Here is a 3,320-nt window from a genome sequence, read left to right as displayed (position 1 = left end):
TTAAAAAAGGGCCCTCTGGCCCTTTTTTGATTGGTTATAGAATTCCTTACCACAGTTTTGCCATTTGAGTCACAAGCGTATAGACTCCTAGCACAGCCATAATAACGACCACAAAACCGCCAAAAATGGTAAGCCAAGTCGGATGCTTGTAATCGCCTACTATCTTCTTTTTATACGCCGCTATAAGCATTGTTCCGAGTGTAATAGGTAAGATTAACCCATTTAATGCTCCAGCTAAAATAAGCAGAGTGACCGGCTGGCCAATCGTTAGGAAAACTAGGGTTGAAATCGTAATAAAGGCAATGATAATCCAGTTTTCATATTTCTCAATCCTTTTGCTGAAGGATTTAACAAAGGAAACCGATGTATATGCTGAACCAATAACTGAAGTGATAGCCGCTGCTGCCATGACGACACCGAATAATTTATAGCCAATATCCCCTGCGGCTAACTGAAAAACAGAGGCTGGTGGATTATCAGGATTCAGTTTTAACCCTTGACTCAACACACCTAATGTCGCTAAAAATAGAAAAATTCGAATGATCGAAGCAATCGTAATACCAGATACTGCTCCTCTTGTTACTTCAGGAATCGCGGCTTTTCCTTTAATTCCTGCATCTAATAAACGGTGACCTCCTGCAAATGTAATATATCCTCCTACCGTTCCTCCTACAAGAGTAACAATCGCCATTACGTCAATGTGCTCCGGCCAAAATGATTTAGAGACTGCTTCTCCTACTGGGGGAGCGGACGAAATAGCCACATACACCATTAAAATAATTAATATTCCGCCCATTAATTGAGCAAATCGATCCATTAATTTTCCGGCTTCTTTGACTAAAAAAATTGCGATAGAAATGATGGCTGTAATGACTGCACCGGCTTTAGGGGAAATACCAAATAGCGCATTGAAGCCAAGACCCGCTCCTCCTACATTTCCAATATTAAATGCTAAGCCTCCGATTACAATTAAAATAGCAATAAATAAGCCGAGACCTGGCAAAACGCTGTTAGCGATATCCTGTGCTCTTTTTTCTGAAACGGCAATAATACGCCATACGTTTAGCTGAACGCCAATGTCTAATAAAATCGACARTAAAATGACAAAACCAAAACTTGCGGCGAGTGCTTGTGTAAAGACCGTTGTTTGAGTTAAAAAACCTGGACCCACTGCTGAAGTAGCCATTAAAAATGCTGCTCCGAGCAGCACGCTCCAGTTGCGCTCTTTTTTCATGATGTCACCTCATTGTGGTTGAATAATGATTTGTTCTTCTTTTAGCTTGTCACAAATAGCTTTGGCAAATTCAACAGCATGTGCACCGTCTCCATGAATACAAACGGTATCTGCTTGAATGGGAATCTCTTCATTTTGCACAGTAAACACTTTCTTTTCTTTGACCATTTTAATTACTTGAGAAATAGCCGCTCCTTCATCTTGAATCACGGCGTTTTCAACGTTTCTCGGCGTCAGCATGCCGTTCTGTTGATAGGTTCGATCTGCAAATACTTCCTGAGACGTACGCAAGCCCATTTCGTTTCCGGCTTTAATCAATTCACTTCCAGCCAAACCATATAGAATAGCTTCCTCACTAACATTATAAACAGCTTCAGCAATAGCTTTAGCTATGTATCGATCCCCTGCAGCCATATTATATAAAGCGCCATGAGGTTTCACATGATGAAGGGTCCCTCCTTCTGCACGTATAAAAGCTGAAAGAGCCCCCATTTGATACACCATTAAATCATAAGCTTCTCGAGGCGTAATTTTCATATATCTACGTCCAAATCCAGCTAAATCTTGCAATCCGGGGTGGGCGCCAATCGCCACATTTTCACTCAAAGCCAGCTTTACTGTTTCTCTCATAACCGAAGGATCTCCGGCATGAAAGCCACAAGCAATGTTTGCTGACGTTACATAGCGTAAAATTTTTTTATCATTTCCTAATCTATAGTTCCCAAAGCTCTCCCCTAAGTCACAGTTCAAATCAACGGTAGCCATCTTCTTCCCCCTTATATTTTCATTCGAAGTGCTCTTTTAATATGATTTATTTTCTTTTCCTGCTCCATATATAAATGCTGTGCTTCATCCAGTGAAATTGCTTGAAAAGAAATCTTTTTCCCTGGAGAAATTTGCGCCAGCGCTGAAAAATCTGCAGTTGCTACCTGTCCGATTCTAGGATATCCTCCTGTCGTTTGATGATCTGCTAATAAAACAATGGGCTGTCCTTCTTTTGGTACTTGAATCGTACCGAACGTCACAGCGCTAGAGAGCAGCTCTTTTTCTTGACCAAGGACTAATTTCTTTCCTTTTAGCCTATAGCCCATGCGGTCAGATTGAGGGGTAACGTCAAATTCTTGATTAAAGAAATGCTGTTGACTTTCTTTTGTAAACCAATCAAATTCTGCACCTTTCATCGTGCKGATAATAGGCGTCTCGTATGAAGGAAGAAGTTTAGGGTGAATCGTCCAAAAAGCCTGCTGAAAAGAGCGGTCCGTTTGCTTTTTCACCAATTTCTTTATAATTGCTTCCCCCGTTTCTGTAGGAGGGTGGCTTAATACTTCGTCCCCTGACTGTAATGCTTTACCGTGCAGCCCGCCTATCCGAGCGCGAAGTGAAGTAGATGTACTTCCCATAACTGCAGGAACATTAAAAGCACCGGAAACCGATAAATAAGAACGGCACCCTAAAGTCGGAACGCCAAACTGTAGCACGCTCCCTTTTTTCACATATAAAGGCCGCCACATCTTTACGGCTTCATCATTAACAGTTGGCGATAAATCCCCTCCCGTCAGGGCAATCAAAGCATCTTGCTGAAATTCAATTTTTGGCCCCATTAACGTAATTTCAATAACCGGCTGATTTTCTTGATTTCCTACTAATAAGTTGGCAATCCTTAAAGCAACTTTGTCCATTGCCCCGCTGACAATCATGCCGTCCTTTTGATATCCATATCTGCCGATATCTTGAATCGTTGTTAATAAACCGGGACGTATCACTTTAATACTCATCTTCATCCACCTCCTTTTGGGCTTCATATTCTGTTTCAGAAATGGAAACAAATCGGATACGATCACCTGCTTGAAGCAAGCTTGGCGAATCATTTTTGGGGTTAAATAGTGTAAGAGGAGTACGCCCGATTAACTGCCATCCTCCAGGTGTCTCAATTGGGTACACGCCGGTTTGCATTCCTGCGATGCCAACTGACCCTTTTGGGATGCTGTTTCTCGGTGATTCTTTTCTTGGAGTCGCAATTTCTTCGCTCATCCCTCCCAAGTAAGGAAAACCAGGAGCAAAGCCTAGCATATACACCAAATATTCT

The 3,320-nt window shown here is 41.9% G+C and carries 4 protein-coding genes; all 4 read right to left on the bottom strand.

All coding sequences use genetic code 11. The annotated features are described in order from the left end of the window. Positions 1-46: 46 nt before the first annotated feature. Positions 47-1,234: an NRAMP family divalent metal transporter gene (locus tag AC1DRF_RS20385; protein ID WP_162213694.1), complete on the bottom strand. Its 1,188-nt coding sequence runs from the start codon at positions 1,232-1,234 to the stop codon at positions 47-49. A gap of 9 nt (positions 1,235-1,243) precedes the next feature. Continuing rightward, on the bottom strand, positions 1,244-1,999 hold the full coding sequence (locus AC1DRF_RS20380; protein ID WP_230183672.1) for a LamB/YcsF family protein: 756 nt from the start codon (positions 1,997-1,999) through the stop codon (positions 1,244-1,246). A gap of 11 nt (positions 2,000-2,010) precedes the next feature. After that, a complete protein-coding gene (locus AC1DRF_RS20375; RefSeq protein WP_477741534.1) occupies positions 2,011-3,009 on the bottom strand; it encodes a 5-oxoprolinase subunit C family protein in 999 nt (332 codons plus the stop codon). Further along, the coding region (pxpB, locus tag AC1DRF_RS20370; RefSeq protein ID WP_477741533.1) for a 5-oxoprolinase subunit PxpB at positions 2,999-3,320 on the bottom strand (322 nt) is incomplete at its 5' end. The genes AC1DRF_RS20375 and pxpB, both read right to left, overlap by 11 nt.

The organism is Priestia sp. P5_B4 (genome assembly GCF_056400385.1).
The sequence above is the reverse complement of the archived record's forward strand: the minus strand, read 5'-3'. Positions and strand labels throughout refer to the sequence as shown.

What these genes read in the sequence shown, in the direction of transcription:
- AC1DRF_RS20380 (WP_230183672.1), bottom strand. Translation starts at nt 1,999, where the DNA reads ATGGCTACCGTTGATTTGAACTGTGACTTAGGGGAGAGCTTTGGGAAC.